The sequence below is a fragment of the Bradyrhizobium sp. 31Argb genome (genome assembly GCF_043638955.1).
Lineage (GTDB): Bacteria > Pseudomonadota > Alphaproteobacteria > Rhizobiales > Xanthobacteraceae > Bradyrhizobium.
In genome coordinates this window covers 1-19104 of the sequence record NZ_JBEGDB010000083.1, presented here as the reverse complement: position 1 = coordinate 19104, position 19104 = coordinate 1, and the positions used below count along the sequence as shown (strand labels likewise).

At 63.7% G+C, this 19104-nt stretch carries 19 protein-coding genes; 14 read left to right on the top strand and 5 right to left on the bottom strand.

Annotated elements, in window-relative coordinates; genetic code table 11:
* Window positions 1–41: 41 nt before the first annotated feature.
* Entirely contained in the window at window positions 42–1367 is a 1326-nt protein-coding gene (gene urtA, locus AAFX91_RS18025) for an urea ABC transporter substrate-binding protein (RefSeq protein ID WP_130582417.1), read from the bottom strand.
* 571 nt (window positions 1368–1938) lie between these two features.
* Here urtA and AAFX91_RS18020 point away from each other — a divergent pair.
* From AAFX91_RS18020 to AAFX91_RS18010, 3 genes are all read left to right on the top strand, one after another.
* Window positions 1939–3372, top strand: a complete 1434-nt coding sequence (locus tag AAFX91_RS18020; protein ID WP_394567308.1) for a DEAD/DEAH box helicase — start codon at window positions 1939–1941, stop codon at window positions 3370–3372.
* 25 nt (window positions 3373–3397) lie between these two features.
* The gene (gene infA / locus AAFX91_RS18015; protein WP_130582418.1) at window positions 3398–3688 is read left to right on the top strand and encodes a translation initiation factor IF-1; all 291 of its coding nucleotides are present in this window, start codon (window positions 3398–3400) and stop codon (window positions 3686–3688) included.
* Between the two features lie 264 nt (window positions 3689–3952).
* Window positions 3953–4165 carry a cold-shock protein gene (locus tag AAFX91_RS18010; RefSeq protein ID WP_130582419.1) on the top strand — a complete coding sequence of 71 codons (213 nt, stop codon included), beginning with the start codon at window positions 3953–3955 and terminating at the stop codon, window positions 4163–4165.
* Window positions 4166–4294: 129 nt separating this feature from the next.
* On the opposite strand, the gene AAFX91_RS18005 is transcribed toward AAFX91_RS18010, so the two are convergent.
* The 3 genes from AAFX91_RS18005 to AAFX91_RS17995 all read right to left on the bottom strand — a co-directional run bounded on the left by AAFX91_RS18005 (window position 4295) and on the right by AAFX91_RS17995 (window position 6212).
* Window positions 4295–4936, bottom strand: a complete 642-nt coding sequence (locus tag AAFX91_RS18005; RefSeq protein WP_394567307.1) for a TadE/TadG family type IV pilus assembly protein — start codon at window positions 4934–4936, stop codon at window positions 4295–4297.
* A gap of 8 nt (window positions 4937–4944) precedes the next feature.
* On the bottom strand, window positions 4945–5529 hold the full coding sequence (locus AAFX91_RS18000; protein WP_130582421.1) for a TadE/TadG family type IV pilus assembly protein: 585 nt from the start codon (window positions 5527–5529) through the stop codon (window positions 4945–4947).
* 173 nt (window positions 5530–5702) lie between these two features.
* Window positions 5703–6212 (bottom strand): pilus assembly protein N-terminal domain-containing protein, encoded by a 510-nt coding sequence (locus AAFX91_RS17995; protein ID WP_130582422.1) that lies wholly within the window; start codon window positions 6210–6212, stop codon window positions 5703–5705.
* 441 nt (window positions 6213–6653) lie between these two features.
* Between AAFX91_RS17995 and AAFX91_RS17990 the strand changes: the two genes are divergently transcribed.
* The 9 genes from AAFX91_RS17990 (at window position 6654) to AAFX91_RS17950 (ending at window position 15559) form a co-directional block, all read left to right on the top strand.
* Window positions 6654–6827: a Flp family type IVb pilin gene (locus AAFX91_RS17990; protein ID WP_394567306.1), complete on the top strand. Its 174-nt coding sequence runs from the start codon at window positions 6654–6656 to the stop codon at window positions 6825–6827.
* A 307-nt stretch (window positions 6828–7134) separates the two neighbouring features.
* Window positions 7135–7659, top strand: coding sequence for a prepilin peptidase (locus AAFX91_RS17985; RefSeq protein ID WP_130582424.1), 525 nt, complete (start codon window positions 7135–7137; stop codon window positions 7657–7659).
* A gap of 129 nt (window positions 7660–7788) precedes the next feature.
* Window positions 7789–8586, top strand: coding sequence for a Flp pilus assembly protein CpaB (gene cpaB, locus AAFX91_RS17980; RefSeq protein WP_394567305.1), 798 nt, complete (start codon window positions 7789–7791; stop codon window positions 8584–8586).
* A 41-nt stretch (window positions 8587–8627) separates the two neighbouring features.
* Complete coding sequence (locus tag AAFX91_RS17975) at window positions 8628–10079, top strand: type II and III secretion system protein family protein (RefSeq protein ID WP_394567304.1); 1452 nt, start codon at window positions 8628–8630, stop codon at window positions 10077–10079.
* A gap of 9 nt (window positions 10080–10088) precedes the next feature.
* Entirely contained in the window at window positions 10089–10838 is a 750-nt protein-coding gene (locus tag AAFX91_RS17970) for a CpaD family pilus assembly protein (RefSeq protein WP_130584145.1), read from the top strand.
* Window positions 10835–12100 carry an AAA family ATPase gene (locus AAFX91_RS17965; protein ID WP_130584144.1) on the top strand — a complete coding sequence of 422 codons (1266 nt, stop codon included), beginning with the start codon at window positions 10835–10837 and terminating at the stop codon, window positions 12098–12100. Before AAFX91_RS17970 ends, AAFX91_RS17965 begins: the two co-directional genes overlap by 4 nt.
* Before the next feature lie 18 nt (window positions 12101–12118).
* Window positions 12119–13582 carry a CpaF family protein gene (locus AAFX91_RS17960; protein ID WP_282530376.1) on the top strand — a complete coding sequence of 488 codons (1464 nt, stop codon included), beginning with the start codon at window positions 12119–12121 and terminating at the stop codon, window positions 13580–13582.
* A gap of 11 nt (window positions 13583–13593) precedes the next feature.
* Window positions 13594–14571 (top strand): type II secretion system F family protein, encoded by a 978-nt coding sequence (locus tag AAFX91_RS17955; RefSeq protein ID WP_394567303.1) that lies wholly within the window; start codon window positions 13594–13596, stop codon window positions 14569–14571.
* A gap of 10 nt (window positions 14572–14581) precedes the next feature.
* Window positions 14582–15559 (top strand): type II secretion system F family protein, encoded by a 978-nt coding sequence (locus AAFX91_RS17950; protein WP_282530378.1) that lies wholly within the window; start codon window positions 14582–14584, stop codon window positions 15557–15559.
* A gap of 53 nt (window positions 15560–15612) precedes the next feature.
* On the opposite strand, the gene AAFX91_RS17945 is transcribed toward AAFX91_RS17950, so the two are convergent.
* Window positions 15613–16422, bottom strand: coding sequence for a tetratricopeptide repeat protein (locus tag AAFX91_RS17945; protein WP_282530379.1), 810 nt, complete (start codon window positions 16420–16422; stop codon window positions 15613–15615).
* Window positions 16423–16592: 170 nt separating this feature from the next.
* On the opposite strand from AAFX91_RS17945, the gene AAFX91_RS17940 reads away from it, so the two are divergent.
* Window positions 16593–17975, top strand: a complete 1383-nt coding sequence (locus AAFX91_RS17940; protein WP_394567302.1) for a leucyl aminopeptidase family protein — start codon at window positions 16593–16595, stop codon at window positions 17973–17975.
* The gene (locus AAFX91_RS17935; protein ID WP_394567301.1) at window positions 17968–18810 is read left to right on the top strand and encodes a C40 family peptidase; all 843 of its coding nucleotides are present in this window, start codon (window positions 17968–17970) and stop codon (window positions 18808–18810) included. The genes AAFX91_RS17940 and AAFX91_RS17935 overlap by 8 nt, the downstream gene beginning before the upstream one ends.
* The last annotated feature ends 294 nt before the right edge of the window (window positions 18811–19104 follow it).

The window sequence follows — 19104 nt, the reverse complement described above, 5'->3', positions numbered from 1 at the left end:
TCTCCAGTCTCTTGGAAGACTGTTTAAATGGACGGCTTAGATCAGGAGCCCTGACCGCCGCACTTGTTGGTCTTGGTGTTCCAGTTGCCGCACTTCTTGCCGACCCAGTCACCGATCAGGTCCCTGGAGCCTTCCAGCTCCTTCGACCAGGCATCGCCCGCGACGAGGCCGGGGGTCTTCCACACCACATCGAACTGGCCGTTGCCCTTGATCTCGCCGATGAACACCGGCTTGGTGATGTGGTGGTTCGGCAGCATCTTGGAGACGCCACCGGTCAGGTTCGGCGCCTCGGTGCCGGGCAGCGCGTCGATCACCTTGTCCGGATCGGTCGACTTCGCCTTCTCAACTGCCTTCACCCACATGTTGAAGCCGATGTAGTGCGCTTCCATCGGGTCGTTGGTCACGCGCTTCGGATTCTTGGTGTAGGCCTGCCAATCCTTGATGAACTTCTCGTTGGCGGGCGTCTTGATCGACTCGAAGTAGTTCCAGGCGGCGAGATGGCCGACCAGCGGCTTGGTGTCGATGCCGGCGAGCTCTTCCTCACCGACCGAGAACGCCACCACCGGGATGTCGGTCGCCTTGATGCCCTGGTTGCCGAGCTCCTTGTAGAAGGGAACGTTGGCGTCACCGTTGATGGTGGAGACCACCGCCGTCTTCTTGCCGGCCGAGCCGAACTTCTTGATGTCGGCCACGATCGTCTGCCAGTCGCTATGACCGAACGGCGTGTAGTTGATCATGATGTCTTCCTGCTTGACGCCCTTCGACTTCAAGTAGGCTTCCAGGATCTTGTTGGTGGTGCGCGGATAGACATAGTCGGTGCCCGCCAGCACCCAGCGCTTCACCTTCTCGTCCTTCATCAGGTAGTCGACCGCGGGGATCGCCTGCTGGTTCGGAGCGGCGCCGGTGTAGAACACGTTGCGCTCGGACTCTTCGCCCTCGTACTGCACGGGGTAGAACAGGATGTTGTTCAGCTCCTTGAACACCGGAAGCACGGATTTGCGCGACACCGAGGTCCAGCAGCCGAACACGACCGCGACCTTGTCCTTGGTGATGAGTTCGCGCGCCTTTTCCGCGAACAGCGGCCAGTTCGATGCGGGATCGACGACGACAGCCTCGAGCTTCTTGCCGAGCACGCCGCCTTTCTTGTTCTGCTCGTCGATCAGGAAGAGAATCGTATCCTTCAGCGTGGTCTCGCTGATGGCCATGGTGCCGGAGAGTGAATGCAGGACGCCGATCTTGATGGTGTCGTCGGCGGCTTTGGCCGGAGAAAATGGCGACGACGCCAGGCCCAAAACCAGACCCGCGGCGGCAGCGAGCCAGCCACGGCGGCTCAGCGTCGCTATATCGTGAGTAAGCTGTGTGATCATGAAATGTCATCTCCCTGACGCAGGCGTGAACGCATGCGAACGGCCCCACGGCCGCCTGCGGTCAAGGAATCGCAAGAACCATGCCACGGTCGAAGCACCGCTTAAGCCATTGCTAGCGCACAGCAATTTGGCATTTCCGGGAAAACATAGAGCATCGTCGCCTAATTATTAGGCGCTAGAAATGTATGCCAAAGCGGCAATCAGTTCATTTTTTGAGCAATCAGACCGATTTGGCTAAATTTCCGGCAGCTAATTGTGACGCTGTCACGACATCGGCCTCGCGCCCTGCAATAGCGACTTCGCTCCTGCGGCCGGCCGAATTCGAGGAGAGTTTACCTTGAAAGCGCCGCGTTCATGTTCCATATGGTTGCCATGACCCGCGCGAATCGCCGGGTCGGCGCAAGCTTGCGTGTTCCAAGCCGCCTTGGTTCCAACCAGCCTCGGCGGCTTTTGGCTTGCCTTTGATCAGCCAACAGCACCGATGCCCCAAACACGAGGGTATCACCGATGCCCTCACGCGCCCGGCCGGCATGGCCGGCGCGCCTGACGTTTTGATGGAAAGACCTCCCTTTTGACCTCCTTTCAGGATTTCGGCCTTGCCGATCCCATCGCCCGCGCACTTCGGGAAGAGAACTACGTCACCCCCACTCCGATCCAGGCCCAGACCATTCCGCTCGCGCTCGAAGGCCGCGACGTGATCGGCATTGCGCAAACCGGCACCGGCAAGACCGCGTCCTTTGCGCTGCCGATCCTCAACCGCCTGCTGCAGAACCGCACCAAGGTGCAGCCGAAGTCGTGCCGCGTGCTGGTGCTGTCGCCGACCCGCGAATTGTCGGGCCAGATCCTCGACAGCTTCAATGCCTATGGCCGCCACATCCGCCTTTCTTCCGCACTCGCGATCGGCGGCGTACCGATGGGCCGGCAGGTCCGCTCGGTGATGCAGGGAGTCGAGGTCATGGTCGCCACCCCCGGCCGCCTGCTCGACCTCGTGCAGAGCAACGGCTTGAAGCTCAATCAGGTCGAGTTCCTGGTGCTCGATGAAGCCGACCGCATGCTCGACATGGGCTTCATCAATGACATCAGGAAGATCGTCGCCAAGCTGCCGCAGAGGCGACAGACGCTGTTCTTCTCGGCGACGATGCCGAAGGATATCGCCGAGCTCGCCGAAGCGATGCTGCGTGATCCGGCCCGCGTGGCGGTGACACCGGTGTCCTCGACCGCCGAGCGCGTCACACAGCGCATCATCCAGGTCGATTTCACTGCCAAGCCCGCCATACTGGCGCAACTGTTGAAGCAGGAACCGGTCAACCGCGCGCTGGTGTTCACCCGCACCAAGCACGGTGCCGACAAGGTGGTGAAGGGGCTGGAGAAGGCCGGCATCGCGGCTAACGCGATTCACGGCAACAAGTCGCAGAATCACCGCGAGCGCACGCTAGCGGCCTTTCGTTCCGGCGAAATCCGCACCTTGGTCGCGACCGACATCGCCGCGCGCGGCATCGACGTCGACGGCATCAGCCATGTCGTCAATTACGACCTGCCCAACGTGCCGGAGACTTATGTGCACCGCATCGGCCGCACCGCACGCGCCGGCGCCGACGGCGTTGCGATCTCGCTGATCGCGGGCGCAGAGGAGATGGGATATCTGCGCGACATCGAACGGCTGATCCGGGTGGCGCTGCCGCGCGAAGATCGCCGTACACCGGGCAATCGCGAGCAGGCGCCTGCCGCCGCCGCCGCCCCGCATCGGGCGGCTGGACGAGCGGCGCAGCGGCCCCATATGGCCAAGGGAAATGAATCGCCTCAGGCAGCAAAAGGCCCTCGCCGCCGCCGCCGTGGAGGTGGTAAGAATGGCGCGCCACAGGCGAACCGGGGCGAGTCGCCACGTCCGCCGCAGATCGGCAAGAGCGAGGGCAACCAGGGCAGCGGCATTCAAGGCGTCGCCTTCTTGCACCGCGAAAGCCGGGCGAAACCGCAGCCCAAACGCAACAACCAAACGCAGCACTAGCCGTCAATCGATTCTGGAGAACCACATGGCTAAGGAAGAGCTGATCCAGTTCGAGGGGCTGGTGACCGAAATCCTCCCCGACGCACGCTATCGCGTGCAACTCGATACCGGACACGAGATTGTCGCCTATACGGCCGGCAAGATGAAGAAGAACCGCATCAAGACGCTGGCCGGCGACCGGGTTACGATTGAAATGTCGCCCTACGATCTCGAGAAGGGGCGGCTGATTTTCCGTCACAAGGACGAACGTCCGAGTTCGCCCGGCGGCCCGCCGCGCGGCCAGGCGCCGCGGGGCGGCCAGTTCCGCCGCCGCTGACGTGCCCCGAAGCCGTCCGGAATCGCGCACGACGCCCTGACGTCTTGCGCGATCCCGGCGGTTTGCACGTTCGAACGAAATCCGCGCACGTCAGGATTGTTTTAGGGCCGTTTTTCGCATAATATCGGGCTAATCGATTTTCGGCCGGACGACATTAGCCATCCACCGGTATCCCGGTTCAGGTGCTGACGACCCTTCCAAAATTCGATCCACCAGCCTGCCAGAAGCGGGCTTTGACTTGTCTATCTGAGAAGGGACTATCCCGTGAGCATGGGAACCGTGAAGTGGTTTAACGCAACCAAGGGCTACGGCTTCATTCAGCCCGATGACGGCGGCAGCGACGTGTTCGTGCACATCAGCGCAGTCGAGCGCGCTGGCCTGGGCACGCTGCGCGAAGGCCAGAAGATCTCCTACGAGATCGTGTCCGATCGTCGCTCCGGCAAATCCGCCGCCGACAATCTGCGCTCGGCGGGCTGACCGACGACGGGCCTGCGTCCGCAGCGTTAGCGACTGAAGCAAACGCTCCGAAGCAGGAGCACCGAATAAGAAAGAAGCCGCGCTCACCGCGCGGCTTCTTGTTTTAGGTTGCGCGCCAACGTCGCGCTGCTAAGAAACCGGCGTGCAGCTATTGCTTGATCCGGTGAGCTGCGGATAGTCGACGCAGGTCGAGTGCCTCGGGCGGGTATAAGCCTCGTCATCCATCGGAAGACCAGTCTTGAGCACATAGCCGACCGTCGGCGTGTAGGTGTAACTGACCTCGCTCCAGATCAGCCAGGTGTTCGGTATCAGCAACCCCTCCGGAACCGTCGCCGTATCGTTTGGCTTGTGCGGCGAAGCCATGAGCGTCGCCTGTGGCGAGCCGCTGACCATTGCGACGGTGGCCGACTGGCTCCACTGGATCTTCGCGATCTTGTTCTTGTCGATGAATATTTCCGAGACGGTCGCGGACAACGGCGTCAGCGAATAGGGCAGCATGATTGCCCCGCTCGAGGCGAAGGCATTCTGCATATCCGTGTTCTTGACGCTGTCCAGCGATTGCGAGGTCAGGTCGGAGGCCGCGTGTGCCACCAGTGCCAGCTTGCGCTTGATGGCGATGGCAGAGCTGAGCTCGACCGTTCCGAAGAACAGCACCAGCATGATGGGCACGATCATCGCGAATTCGACAGCCGCCACGCCGCGGCAATCGCGCACGAGATCGCCGATCTTGCGGCGCACGCGCCACGTCGATGAGAGCAAACTCTTTCTCATTGCTTCGCTCATGAGCACGTCACCCCACCAGTCGGAAAGGGCTCGTTCTTGAAGACCGCCGTTCCCGACAACAGGCGTTTGCTGCCGCTCAGATTGGACAGGTCGTATTCGAGATTGTATCCGACGTTGAGGATTTTGATGATGTAGACCGGCCACTGATAGAACAGCCTGACCACGACGATATTGCTGTCCTGGCCAGGACAATATCTCATGTCATTGATGAAGGTGCTGCTTCCATTGATCTGGTTGGGAATCTTGACCACGTTCGCCTGCGCGTAGCTGCGAACGTCGACATAGATGCCGTTTCTGCAGTCGAACATAAAACTGAGCGTGTGGCCGCAAACCAGATCCTTGAATTGCGCCTGACTGAGCGAACCGCTTTGGGCCTGGCCGGTCTGGACCAGCCGCGCGGTATCCTGGGTGATCGTCTCGAGCACCTGGCTGGCGAAGAAGACCAGCGCGGTCTCGATGATCGCGAACAGCAGCGCGAAGAACACCGGCGCGACGAAGGCGAATTCAACGGCGGTTACACCGCGACGATCGCGGCGAAACCGGCGCAACAAGTTCCGGAAAGAGCCAAGGGGCTGCGGCATCGGGGGAGTCTCGCGGGAATGACCCCGCAAGGACTAACCGAAACTGATTGTCGAAATGTTTCGCCGGACCGAGACGGCACGACCCGCTCCGTTAGGCCGGCGTTAAGCATGGGCGGACAGCGCAACGACGCCGCCGCCAACGCCTCTGCAGCTTTCGTCAGTTGGACGATTTGTCAGTTGGACGATTTTGAGGCGGACCCGCCCTGCCCGCTCGCCTGGGTGCTGAGCGTGCCGGCCTGATCGATCGCGGACTTGAAGTAGTTCTCGCCATCGCCGAGCGTCACGCGGCGCTGGCAGATCGGCATACAGCTATAGGATTCCCGCTCGATGCCGCGATAGACGGTGACGAGTTGGTCGCTCGGGCCCTGGACCTGGATCTGGCGATCGACCAGCACCTGGCCGTTGCGGTCCATCGCGATGAAATTGGTGGCACCATAACCCTTGCCGGTGACGACCACGACGCCGCCGGTCTGCAGCGTCACGTCGGCGATCATGGGGTTGCCGACCACGATGGTGGCGATGCCGGTCGGGAGCTTGACGAGCTTGGCCTGGTCGACATTGACCTCGATCCGATCAGGGTCGGCCGCGGCAAAGCTTGCAGAAGGCCAGGCCGTGACGGCGGCTGCGAGAAGGCTGAAGGCGAGACCCGCCAACGTACGGATACGGTCTGACTTGAACGACATGCTCTACCCCGGGACACTGACAAGCCGGCAACCGCGATACGCAGCGGAAGCGGCGCCCGACAGAGCTAAACTGACAACAATTCATGAACGAAGTGCAAAAAGCGCTTCCGCAATTGCACCCGCATTCGTTTCCGGAGTGGACGGGCGACTTGCCTGCTGCATCGCCGCGGCCGCCTACCCAATCCTCTCGTAACCGAGCGCACCTCGATACGGGGTTTGATCCAATCACGTCGGCATCCAAAAGATTCAAGTTTTACCGAACGTCTTAAGCCCGCGTTGACTCTGGGTCGGAACTGTCAAATTTGGGGCGATCTTTCTGCAATCGAATTAACTGCTGCGCAATTGTCGCACCCCTACGGTCGCGTGCATGGTCACGGTGCTGAGAACGCCGGTGTGACCAAACGATAGTTCGACCAGCCACGTGCACACCAGGAGTAATCTATGAAGAACCTCGTTTCGCGTTTCACTAAGGACGAGTCCGGCGCGACCGCCATCGAGTACGGTCTGATCGCCGCGCTCATTGCCGTCGTGATCATTGGTGTCCTCACCACCATCGGCACCAACCTCAACGCCAGGTTGCAGCAGGTGTCAGACGGACTGACGCCGAAGGGGTAACTAACTCTCGCGGCCAGCGACAAAGGCCCCGGCAATCCGGGGCCTTTGTTCTATTTGTCGAGTAGGACGGCGAAGCATGGGTAGGTTACCTGTTCCACGAGTTGCGGCAACCAAGGCGTACTTTCGGGCCGACAATAGCAACGGCGCGTCCGCGCACATCATCTGCGTCGCCCTGGCACTTGCGGTTTTCACGCTTGCCTGCCGAATAGCGGCAGTCTGGTGAGCTGCCCCTGCCTTCGCCGATTGTTCATCTCTCGCGGCTAGATTCGAGACGACCTCATTTGGACCGCACGGGCTGCGTAATCACATGATCCTCGACATTCTTCGCCTGCTGCTGTTTCCCGCACTGATGGCATTCGCCGCCGCAAGCGACCTTGTCAGTATGACGATTTCGAACCGCGTGTCATTGGCGCTGGTTGCGGGCTTTGTTGTGCTCGCGCTCGCAAGCGGCATGGGACTCCACGAGATGCTTTCGCATGCCGGAGCCGGCGCCCTCGTGCTCGCGGCGGGATTTGCCTGCTTTGCGTTCGGCTGGATTGGCGGCGGGGACGCCAAGGTCGCCGCCGGCGCCGCGCTGTGGTTCGGCTTCGACCATCTGCTTTTCTACTTGCTCTATGCGTCCCTGTTCGGCGGCGCGCTGACGCTGCTTTTGCTCCAGTTTCGACGGTGGCCGCTGCCTTACCCGCTGCTGGGCCAGGCCTGGCTGTTGCGGCTGCATGCCAAGGAGACCGGCATCCCCTATGGCGTCGCGCTCGCACTTGGCGCGCTCGTGATCTATCCCGAGACCGAATGGATGAAGGCGGTCGACTTCGCGCATTTCGTAATGCGTTGAACGGGTGGAAGTAACTGCCCGTTAAGGCGATTTAGATACGCCTCATTAACCATGCTTTGACGAATAGCTGGTCAACTGCCGATCACAGCGGCGGGAACCGTCGCGTCGTCCTGTGGAAAGTGAAGCGTAATGAATACCGCCCGCATCGTGGTCCTGGCTATTGCCGGCGTTGCCGGCCTCGCGGCGCTGTATCTGGCGAGCGGAGGCGGCGACCGACCCGCTCCCAAGACCGAACCGGTGGCACAACTGCCGACCGTCGACATACTGGTCGCGAAGTCCGATATCGGCCTCGGCCAGTCGGTCAAGGCCGACGACTTGCAGTGGCAGAGCTGGCCGGCCGCGACGGCGAGCGGCACCTTCATGCGGCGCGACGGCAAACCCGAGGCGATGAAGGAGGTCGTTGGCTCAATTGCGCGCGCGCCCTTTATCGCCGGCGAGCCGATCCGCGAACAGAAGTTGGTGAAGGCCGATGGCAGTGGCTTCATGGCCGCGATCCTGCCGTCCGGCATGCGCGCGATCTCGACCGAAATCTCGCCGGAGACCGCTGCCGGCGGCTTCATCCTGCCGAACGACCGGGTCGACGTCATTCTCTCCAAACGCAGCAAGAATCCGGACGGCAATGGCCCCGACGTCGTCAATTCGGAGATCATCCTGAGCAATGTCCGCGTGCTTGCGATCGACCAGGCGCCGAAGGAAAAGGACGGCACCAGCGCGCTGATCGGCAAGACCGTGACACTCGAGCTCAAGCCCGAACAGGCGGAGACGCTGGCACGTGCCCGCCAGAGCGGCACGCTGACGCTGGCGCTGCGCAGCATCGCCGACGTCAATATCGTCGAAGCCAACGCCGACAATCAAATGCGCAGGCGCGGCCAAACCATCAACGTCATCCGCTACGGCATCGCCAGTCCGCAAACGGTACAGAAGTGAGCGAAAGGGCGCGGGGAATGAGAGGCTGGGGGAATCGATCGATGCTGCGAGCTTTCGTCGTTCGCGCCCTATCGTTTTCGGCCGCTGTCGCCTTTACGCTAAACCCGGCTCTGACGCCGGTGGTGGCGAGCGATTACCGCGTCACGGCACCGCCAACGGCGGACGGCAAGGCCAACGCGCGCTTCCTGTCGCTCGGGGTCGGCAAATCGGTCGTGGTCGACCTGCCCCGCGATATCAAGGATGTACTGGTGGCCGATCCCAAGATCGCCAATGCCGTGATCCGCTCGTCGCAGCGCGCCTATATCATCGGCGCCGCGGTCGGCCAGACCAACATCGTGTTCTTCGACTCCACCGGCGCGCAGATCGCCGCCTATGATATCGCCGTAAAGCGCGATCTCAACGGTGTGCGCGCTGCGCTCCGCCAGTCGCTGCCGAATGCCGACATCCAGATCGACGGCGTCGGCGATGGCGTGGTGCTGACCGGCACGGCTTCGAGCCCGATCGAGGCGCAGCAGGCCGGCGATCTCGCCGCGCGGCTTGCCGGCGGCCCCGAAAAGGTGGTCAACTCGATCGTGGTCCGCGGCCGCGACCAGGTGATGCTCAAGGTCACCGTCGCCGAGGTCGCGCGCTCCATCATCAAGCAGCTCGGCATCGATCTCACCGCCAACCTGAACTACGGCACGGCGGTGGTGAATTTCAGCAACGCCAATCCCTTCACCGCCTATGGCCGTCCGCTGGTCGGCTCTAACACGGCCACCGCCTCGTTCGGTGCCACCCCCTCGGTTTCGGCAACGCTGCGCGCAATGGAAAGCGCGGGCGTGGTGCGGACGCTGGCCGAGCCGAATCTGACCGCCATTTCCGGCGAATCCGCAACCTTCATCGCGGGCGGCGAATTCCCAATTCCAGCGGGCTACTCCTGCGACCCCACAACCCATGTCTGTACGACGCAGATCCAGTTCAAGAAATTCGGCATCTCGCTGAACTTCACGCCGATCGTGCTGACCGAAGGCCGCATCAGCCTGCGGGTGATGACCGAAGTGTCCGAGCTGTCGAACGACAATTCGATCACGATCGCGCAGGCGGTCAGCGCCGGACAGGTGAACTCGCTGACCATTCCCTCGATCAAGACCCGCCGCGCCGAAACGACCCTGGAAATCCCCTCCGGCGGCGCAATGGCGATGGCCGGCCTGATCCAGGAGCAGACCAAGCAGGCGATCAACGGCTTTCCGGGCCTTGCCCAACTGCCAGTCCTCGGCACGCTGTTCCGCAGCCGCGACTTCGTCAACAACCAGACCGAGCTGATGGTGCTGGTGACCCCCTATGTGGTGCGCGCGGTGGCGCAGAAGGACCTGTCGCGGCCGGACGATGGTTTTGCCAATGCATCCGACCCGCAAGCCGACTTCCTCGGCAGCATCAATCGCATCTATGGCGTACCGGGCCGCACCGAGCCGGGGCGAAATTACCGTGGCACTTACGGCTTCATTACCGACTGAGGCGGGACGATGACACCCAAGCTGACATCCAAACGATCCGCCGATCGCAACCGCACCCTCGCTCGCCTCGGGGCACTGATCGGCATTGCGGTGGCGCTCGGCGCCTGTCGGCACACGGAAGATTCGCCGCTGGCGAGCTTTCCCGACGATTATCGCCTGCGCCATCCGATCGCAGTCCAGGAAACCGACCGCTCCATCGTGGTGTTCGTCGGCAGCGGCCGCGGCGGCCTTACCGCTGAACAGCGCGCCGACGTGATGGGACTGGCGCAGACCTGGCTGCGCGAAGGCACCGGCGCGATCAGCATCGACACGCCGCTCGGCACGCGGAATGCGCGCGCCGCCGCCGATTCCCTGCGCGAGATCCAGGCGACATTCGCCGCCGCCGGCGTGCCGCCGCGCGCGGTCGCCGTGCGCCAGTATCGTCCCGAGGATCCGCGCCATTTCGCGGCGATCCGTATCAACTATGCGCGGATCTCGGCGGTGGCCGGCCCATGCGGCACCTGGCCGGAGGACCTCGGGCCGTCGATCAACAACAAGAGCTATTTCGACAACAAGCCCTATTACAATTTCGGCTGCGCCAGCCAGCGCAACCTCGCCTCGATGGTCGACAATCCGAGCGATCTGGTGCAACCGCGCGCGGAAACGCCGCCTTACACCGAGCGGCGTGACGTGGCCTTCGAAAAGTACCGCAAGGGCGTGGCGACAACGACGACCTATCCCGAGGCCGACGCGGCCAAACTGAGCAATCTCGGCAAATGATCAGTTACGCGCGCCAGAACTCCGACGCCCAGCCTGACGTCCCGTCGCAGGTGGAGGAGCATATTGCCCCGGCGCCGCGGGTGTCGGTGCAGGCGTTCTGCGATACGGTGGAGACCGCCGCCGCGGTGCAGTCAGCCGGCGAGGACCGCAGGCTCGCCAAGGCGCATCTGAAGATCCAGATGGGCGGCATGGCCGCCGCCATCGAGGCCTATCGCTCGGCGCCGACGCCAAACGTCATCATCCTGGAAACCGGGACCAATAGCGACATCCTCGCCGGTCTCGACCAACTCGCCGCGGTCTGCGACGCCGGCACGCGCGTGATCGTGATCGGCCGCCTCAACGATGTCGCGCTCTATCGCGAGTTGGTGCGCCGCGGCGTCAGCGACTACATGATCGCGCCTGTTGTCACCATCGACGTGGTGCGCTCGGTCTGCAACCTGTTCTCGGCGCCCGAGGCCAAGGCGGTCGGGCGCATCCTTGCCGTGGTCGGCGCCAAGGGTGGTGTCGGCGCGTCCACCGTGGCGCACAACGTCGCCTGGGCGATCGCGCGCGACCTGGCGCTGGATTCCGTCGTCGCCGATCTCGATCTCGCCTTCGGCACGGCCGGCCTCGACTACAACCAGGATCCGCCGCAGGGGATCGCCGAGGCCGTGTTCTCGCCCGACCGTGTCGACACCGCCTTCATCGACCGGCTGCTGTCGAAATGCACCGATCACTTGAGTCTGCTCGCGGCGCCCGCCACGCTCGACCGCGTCTACGATTTCGGCGCCGAGGCGTTCGATGCGATCTTCGACACGCTCCGCACCACCATGCCCTGCACCGTGCTCGACGTCCCGCACCAATGGTCGGGCTGGACCAAGCGGGCGCTGATCGCCGCCGACGACATCCTGGTGGTCGCAGTCCCCGACCTTGCCAACCTGCGCAACACCAAGAACCTGGTCGACCTCTTGAAGGCCTCGCGGCCGAACGACCGCGCGCCGATCTATTGCCTCAACCAGGTCGGCGTGCCGAAGCGCCCCGAGATCAACGCCGCCGAATTCGCCAAGGCGATCGAGGCCGAGCCGATCGCGACGATACCGTTCGATCCGCAGATCTTCGGCTCGGCCGCCAATAACGGCCAGATGATCGCGGAGATCTCCGCCAATCATCGCACCATCGAGATGTTCCTGCAGATCGCGCAGCGGCTGACCGGCCGCGGCGAGACCAAGAAAACCAAAGGGTCGTTCCTGTCGCCCTTGCTGGAGAAGCTGCGGGCGAAATAGCCGGTCTGGAGCAGAGTCGTGTTTGGTAAGCGTAGCGCAAATGACAGTGAAGTGCGGGCACTGAGGCCCGCCGTTCACGCGCCGGAATCTTTGGCCGCAGCCGCGCCGGCGCGCGAGATGGCGCCTCCGACCATGCCTTCGCCCCCGATCGCCCCGCCCAAGCCGCCGCCGGCGCCGACCGTCGACACGCGCCGATCCGACACTTACTATCAGGTCAAGGCCACCATCTTCGGTGCGCTGATCGAGGCGATCGACCTCGCTCAGCTCGCGAAGCTCGACGGCGATTCCGCGCGCGAGGAAATCCGCGACATCGTCAACGAGATCATCGCGATCAAGAACATCGTGATGTCGATCGCCGAGCAGGAAGACCTGCTCGACGACATCTGCAACGACGTGCTCGGCTACGGCCCGCTGGAGCCGCTGTTGTCGCGCGACGACATCGCCGACATCATGGTCAACGGCGCCGGCACGGTTTACATCGAAGTCGCCGGCAAGATCCAGCGCACCGGCATCCGCTTCCGCGACAACCAGCAGCTTCTCAACATCTGCCAGCGCATCGTCAGCCAGGTCGGCCGCCGCGTCGACGAATCTTCGCCGATCTGCGACGCCCGCCTCGCCGACGGCTCGCGCGTCAACGCCATCGTGCCGCCGCTCGCGATCGATGGACCCGCCCTCACCATCCGCAAATTCAAGAAGGACAAGCTGACACTGGAGCAGCTCGTCAAGTTCGGCGCGATCTCGCCGGATGGCGCGAGCATTCTGCAGATTATCGGCCGCGTCCGCTGCAACGTCTTGATCTCCGGCGGCACCGGCTCCGGCAAGACCACGCTGCTCAACTGCCTGACCAACTATATCGAGCACGACGAACGCATCATTACCTGCGAGGACGCCGCCGAGCTGCAACTGCAGCAGCCGCATGTGGTGCGGCTGGAAACCAGGCCGCCTAATATCGAAGGCGAAGGCCAGGTCACGATGCGCGAACTGGTCCGCAACTGCCTGCGTATGCGCCCTGAGCGCATCATCGTCGGCGAAGTCCGCGGACCGGAGGCGTTCGACCTGTTGCAGGCGATGAACACCGGCCATGACGGTTCGATGGGCACGCTGCACGCCAACAACCCGCGCGAGGCGCTGTCGCGCTGCGAATCCATGATCACGATGGGCGGCTTCTCGCTGCCCTCGCGCACCATCCGCGAGATGATCTGCGCCTCGATCGACGTCATCATCCAGGCGGCGCGCCTGCGCGACGGCTCCCGCCGCATCACCCACATCACCGAGGTGATGGGCATGGAAGGCGACACCATCATCACGCAGGACATCTTCCTGTACGACATCGTCGGCGAGGACGCCAACGGCAAGATCATCGGCCGGCATCGCTCGACCGGCATCGGCCGGCCGAAATTCTGGGAGCGCGCCCGCTACTATAACGAGGAGAACCGCCTCGCCGCCGCGCTCGACGCCGCCGAAGCGCCGCCGCCGGCATAAGGAAGCCGAAGATGAACCTGCAATCGCTCGCCCTCGGCTTCCTCGCCGCAACCGCCGTCGGCGGACTCGGCTGGGTCTTCCTCTATCCTTTGCTGTCGGGGGAGAAGCAGGCGGAAGCGCGCCGCGCCTCCATCGGCCGCCCCGAACCCGCCACCATGCGGCAGTCTGAACGGACCCAGCGTTCGCGCCGCGAGCAGGTCGAAGGGACCTTGCGCGAGCTCGACGCGCGCCGGCAGAAGGAGGCGAAGGTTTCGCTGAGCAAGCGCCTGACCCAGGCTGGCCTCGACTGGACGCCTCAGAAGTTCTGGATCGTTTCCGCCGTCCTTGCAGCGATCGGCTTCGTGCTCTCCTACATGATCAGCGGCGGACTGTTGGGCGCAGTAGGCATTGCCTTCGCCGCCGGCTTCGGACTGCCGCGCTGGCTGCTCGGCTTCCTGAAAAAGCGCCGCGAAGCGGCGTTCCTGAAGGCGCTCCCCGACGCCGTCGACGTGATCGTGCGCGGCATCAAGGCCGGCCTGCCGCTGTTTGAATCGCTCAAGGTGGTCGCCAGCGACTCGCCTGAACCGCTCAAGAGCGAGTTCAAGGCAATCATCGAGACACAGACCATCGGCATGCCGCTCGGCGATGCCTGCGCCCGCCTCTACGAGAGCATGCCGGTGCCCGAAGCGAATTTCTTCGGCATCGTGGTCTCGATCCAGCAGAAATCCGGCGGCAATCTCTCGGAAGCGCTTGGCAACCTCTCCAGGGTGCTGCGCGACCGCAAGAAGATGAAAGAGAAGATCAAGGCGATGTCGATGGAAGCCAAGGCTTCCGCGGGTATCATCGGCGCACTGCCCCCGACCGTTATGCTGCTCGTCTATATCACGACGCCCCAATACATCTCGCTGCTGTGGACCCATCCGACCGGTCAATTGATGTTGGTAGCCTGTCTGGTCTGGATGAGCATCGGCATCTTCGTGATGAAGAAGATGATCAATTTCGATTTCTGACGGGTGAAGCATGATTGATCTTCTGGCCAGCAAGCTCCACGACGTCAGGTTCATGACCATGCTGCTCGCGGCGATCGCCGTGAGCGCGACCTGCTACTCGCTGATCATGCCGTTGTTCGCCGGCGAGAACCTGCAGAAGCGAATGAAGGCAGTGGCGAGCGAACGCGAGCGCATCCGCCAGCGCGAGCGCGAGCGGCTGGCCAAATCGGAAAAGGCGTCGCTGCGGCAGGCGCCGAAGCAGATGGTCTCCAAGGTCGTGGAAGACTTCAACCTGAGCAAATGGGTGGCGCAGGAGAGCGCTCGCGAGAAGCTCGTCATGGCGGGCTATCGCGGCAACGCTCCTTATGTCACCTTTCTGTTCTTCCGCGCTCTGACGCCGATCGTGATGCTGGTCGGCGCCGCACTGTATGTTTTCGTAATCGCGCAACTGCAAACGTCACTGCTGACGAAGATCGGTATCTGCCTCGGCGCGGCGTATCTCGGGCTGCAGGCGCCCATGCTGTTCCTGAAGAACGCCATCACCAAGCGTCAGCTTTCGATCAGGCGCGCCTTTCCCGACGCGCTCGACCTGCTCTTGATCTGCGTCGAATCCGGCATGTCGGTCGAAGTCGCTTTCAGGAAAGTCGCAACCGAGATCGTCGGACAATCGGTGGCGTTGTCGGAAGAGTTCACGCTCACCACGGCGGAGCTCTCCTACCTGCAGGACCGCAAGACGGCCTATGAAAACCTCGCCACGCGCACCGGGCTCGAGAGCGTAAAATCGGTCTGCCTGGCGCTGCAGCAGTCCGAGCGTTACGGCACGCCGCTCGGCCAGAGCCTGCGCGTGATGGCGCAGGAGAATCGCGACATGCGTATGGCCGAGGCCGAGAAGAAAGCCGCCTCGCTGCCGCCGAAACTGACGGTGCCGATGATCCTGTTCTTCCTGCCCTGCCTCTTCATCGTCATTCTCGGCCCGGCCGTCATCAAAGTCATGGCGGCGATGCACTGAACCGATTGTGCGGCCCCCCCGAGAGGATCTTAAGCTACACCGCCTGAGACGGATCAGTCGTCGCGCGCGACGATCGGCACCGGTTTCGCCGCTGCGGTCCGCGGATTGTCCCGGCCCTTCAGCATGTCGCGGAGGTAGGCGACATTGGCGGCGGCTTCGTCGGCCGGCAGGTCGGCCTTGACGATGTTCTCGGCTTCCGCGAACCGGCCCTGCAGGCCGACCACCAGGGCAAGGTTCTGCCGCACCCGGCTGTCGGCGCGGCTGCTGCCATACGCTCGGCGCAGATTCTCTTCGGCCTTGGGCAGGTCGCGGCTCAGCATGTAAGACAGGCCGAGATTGGACAGCACCGACGGCTCGTCCGGAGCGAGGCGCAGCGCGCTCGCATAATAGCGGCGCGCCTCGTCATGCCGGCCAAGCCTGTCGAGCGTGGTTCCCTGCACCGATAGGATGCGCCAATCGGGATTGTCGGGTGAGTGCGCGCGGCTCAGCACGTCGAACGCCGCCTGCGCATTGCCGTTGTCGGCAAGCGCCCGGCCGTAGGCCGCGAGCAGCGGCCGGTTGCCGGGATTGGCGATGGTGGCCTGCTCCAGCATCGCGACCGCCTGCGCCCGCTGTCCGGTCGTACGCAGCGCCTGACCGTAGCCGATCGCGGCTTCGACGTCCTTCGGGTTGGCGCGATAGCGCTCGCCATAGAAATCGACGGCGCGGCGCGGGTCGTCCGGCGCGGCGGCGGCCGTCCTCGTCCGTGTGGTCAGCGGGCCCGCGACATCTGAGAGCGTCTGGCAGCCGCCAAGACTTGCCGCCAGCAGCGCCGAAAGGGCAGCCGACGCGAGAGCGCGGGCAAGACTGGACTGTCGACGCATAGCGCTTTAACTCACAATATCGCGCGAAAAGATCGAGCCGAATGCACCAGCAATAGACTGTTAACCCTAACGTCTGGTTAACTGGCGTGCTCCGGAAAAGTGGAGACCGGTTTTCCGATAAGAGCACGCTCAAACAAGAATCAGCGCCCCTGCCATTTGATGAGAGTCGCATGCCATCCATCTTCGAAACTGCATCCGCATCGAACGCCATTCCCATCACTTTCGTCACGAAATCGAACTGGGAGCAGATCCGCGAGACGCTTCCCGCGCATGCGCGGCAGTTCGCGCAGGCCAATGGCTTTGCGGCCAAGCCTGGCAAATACCTGGCGCTGCCGGCGCCTGACGGTTCGCTCGCACAGGTGCTGTTCGGACTTGAGGATGAGGCAAGCCGGTCGCGTGATCCATTCCGGCCGGGCAGCCTGCCCGGGTTGCTGCCATCCGGCGTCTACCGCTTCGCCAATGCGCCGCACGATACGCGGCTCGCCGCACTCGCCTTTGCGCTCGGCAGCTACCGCTTCCGCCGCTATCGCAAGGCGGAAATGCCCGACGTGCGGCTGGTGCCGCCGGATGGCGTTGATGCGGCAGACCTGGCGCGCATGGTGGAGGCCGCATGCCTGGCGCGCGACCTCATCAACACGCCCTCGAACGACATGGGGCCGCAGGAGCTGGCGCAGGCGGCGGAACAGATAGCGTCGCGGTTCGGCGCCACGTTCAACTGCATCACGGGCGACGAGCTCGTGCGACAGAATTTTCCGCTGATCCACGCCGTCGGCATGGCCTCGAGCCGCGCGCCGCGGCTGATCGATCTCACCTGGGGCAACCCCGATCACCCCAAGGTGACGCTGGTCGGCAAGGGCGTCTGCTTCGATACCGGCGGGCTCGACCTGAAACCATCGAGCGGCATGCTCATCATGAAGAAGGACATGGGCGGCGCCGCCAATGTGCTCGCGCTGGCGCAGATGGTGATGGATGCGAAGCTCAAGATAAGGCTGCGCGTGCTGATCCCCGCGGTCGAGAACGCTGTCGCGGGCAACGCTTTCCGCCCGCTCGACATCTTCACCTCGCGCAAGGGACTGACGGTCGAGATCGGCAACACCGACGCCGAGGGACGGCTGGTGCTCGCCGATGCGCTGGCACTCGCCGACGAGGAGAAGCCGGATCTCCTGATCGACCTCGGCACGCTCACGGGCGCCGCGCGCGTGGCGCTGGGGCCGGACCTGCCGCCCTTTTACACGCAGGATGATACGCTAGCCGCGGAAGTTGCGGCCCACGCCAAGTCCGAGCACGACCCGTTGTGGCGCATGCCGCTATGGCCCGCCTACGATGCCTGGCTGGATTCGAAGACCGCCGATATCACCAATGCGCCGTCGGGCACGTTCGCCGGTTCGGTCACCTGCGCGCTGTTCCTGCAACGCTTTGTCGAGCACGCCAAACGCTGGCTGCATGTCGATATCTACGGCTGGACTCCCAGCGCGAAACCGGCGCGGCCCGAAGGCGGCGAATGCCAGGCGGCGCGCGCGATCTACAAACTGTTGAGCCAGCGCTATGGATGATCCGCGCCTGACACCTTCCCGCGGCGATATCGCTGCGAAATACCTCGAAGGCAAGGTGAGCGCTGAGCGCTTCGTTGCCGGCGAGGAGTTCGAGATCGCGCACGCACTCGCGCCGCTCCGCGAAGCGCCACGCTCCGACGCCACGCTGCTGACGCAGGCCCTGAAGGGCGAGCGCGTCACCATCTATGACCGCAACAGCGAGGGATTCGCCTGGGCCCAGCTTGGCAGCGACGGCTATGTCGGCTGGCTGCCCGATGCCGCGCTGGCAAAACCTTCCGCCACGCCGACCCACAAGGTGACGGCGCTGCGGACCTTCGCCTTTCCCGGCCCCTCGATCAAGCTGCCGCCGGTCGAGACGCTGCCGCTCGGCGCCCGGCTGAACGTCGCGCGCGAAGACGGCGCGTTTGCGGTGACACGCGAAGGCTGGCACCTGCCGCGCCGCCATGTCGGCGGCATCGACGCGATCGAGGATGATTTCGTCACTGTGGCCGAACGTTTCATCGGGACGCCTTATCTCTGGGGCGGCAAGAGCAGCCTCGGCATCGATTGCTCCGGCCTGGTGCAGGTCGCGCTGACCGCCGCCGGCACCGGCTGTCCGCGCGACAGCGACATGCAGCAGGAGGGCCTCGGGCGCGAGCTGAGCGCGACGGAAGCAAGGAAGCTGCAGCGCGGCGACCTGATCTTCTGGAAGGGCCATGTCGCCATCGTACGCGATGCCACAACGATCGTGCACGCCAATGCGCATCACATGGCAACCGTGATCGAGCACGCCACGGAGGCCATCGCCCGCATCAAGGCGGCAGGCAGTGACGTGGTCGCGATCAAGCGGCTTTAACTCGTAGCCCGGGTGGAGCGCAGCGCAACCCGGGACAACTGCGTCAACATCCACCAGCGGCCCCGGGTTACGCTGACGCTCCACCCGGGCTACGACGCCAATGCGTGTCGAGCACGGGGGCCTCATCCTTCGAGACGCCGCTTCGCGGCTCCTCAGGATGAGGGGAAACACGGTGCTCTCGGGACGGTCAGGCGTTGCCGCAGGCTAAACTGCCCGCCCCTCATGGTGAGGAGGATCGGGATAGGGGGAAGCCTCGCGGCTTCGCCCCTCCCACACCACCGGACGTACGGGTCC